Source organism: Vibrio sp. 2132-1 (assembly GCF_033344315.1).
The window spans coordinates 1-633 of record NZ_JAWPON010000467.1; the positions used below are offsets into that span (position 1 = coordinate 1).

The window sequence follows — 633 nt, forward strand, 5'->3', positions numbered from 1 at the left end:
TAGTGAAGCGCTCGATAAGCAGTTTAGCGTAGCCTTCTAAATCGGTGCCTTCTGGCATGGTCAGCGAAGGGGCTTGTGCTTGCATCATCATGTCGAATGCCGCTTTGCGGTAGCCTTCGTCTATCATGGTGTCAGAGATATGCGCGTAACCACCAAGGTAGCCTAGGTAGGCTAGGAACGAGTGGCTACCATTTAGCATGCGCAGTTTCATTTCTTCGTAAGGCACAACGTCGGCAACAAATTCTGCGCCAGCCACGTTCCAATCTGGACGACCAGCTACGAAGTTGTCCTCGATAACCCATTGACGGAAAGGTTCACAAGCGATGCCACATGGATCTTCACAGCCAAGCAGATCGGCGATTTCGCTCAGTGTCTCTTCTGTGGCTGCTGGCACAATGCGGTCAACCATAGTGCAAGGGAAGGTGACGTTGGTTTCAATCCAGTCGCGCAATTCTGGGTCAAGCAGTTGAGCGAATTCCAGTACCGCTGCTTTTGCTACGTGACCGTTCTCTTGCACGTTATCGCAAGACATCACGGTAAATGGCGTTAGGCCGCGTTCACGGCGCATCTTCAGTGCTTGCACGATGTAACCTAGTGCCGATTTTGGCTCCGTTGGGTTGGCAAGGGCAGCAA

At 52.3% G+C, this 633-nt stretch carries 1 pseudogene; it reads right to left on the reverse strand.

The annotated features are described in order from the left end of the window. A pseudogene (locus tag R8N47_RS26090) lies at nucleotides 1–633 on the reverse strand (fructuronate reductase); the annotation flags it as partial.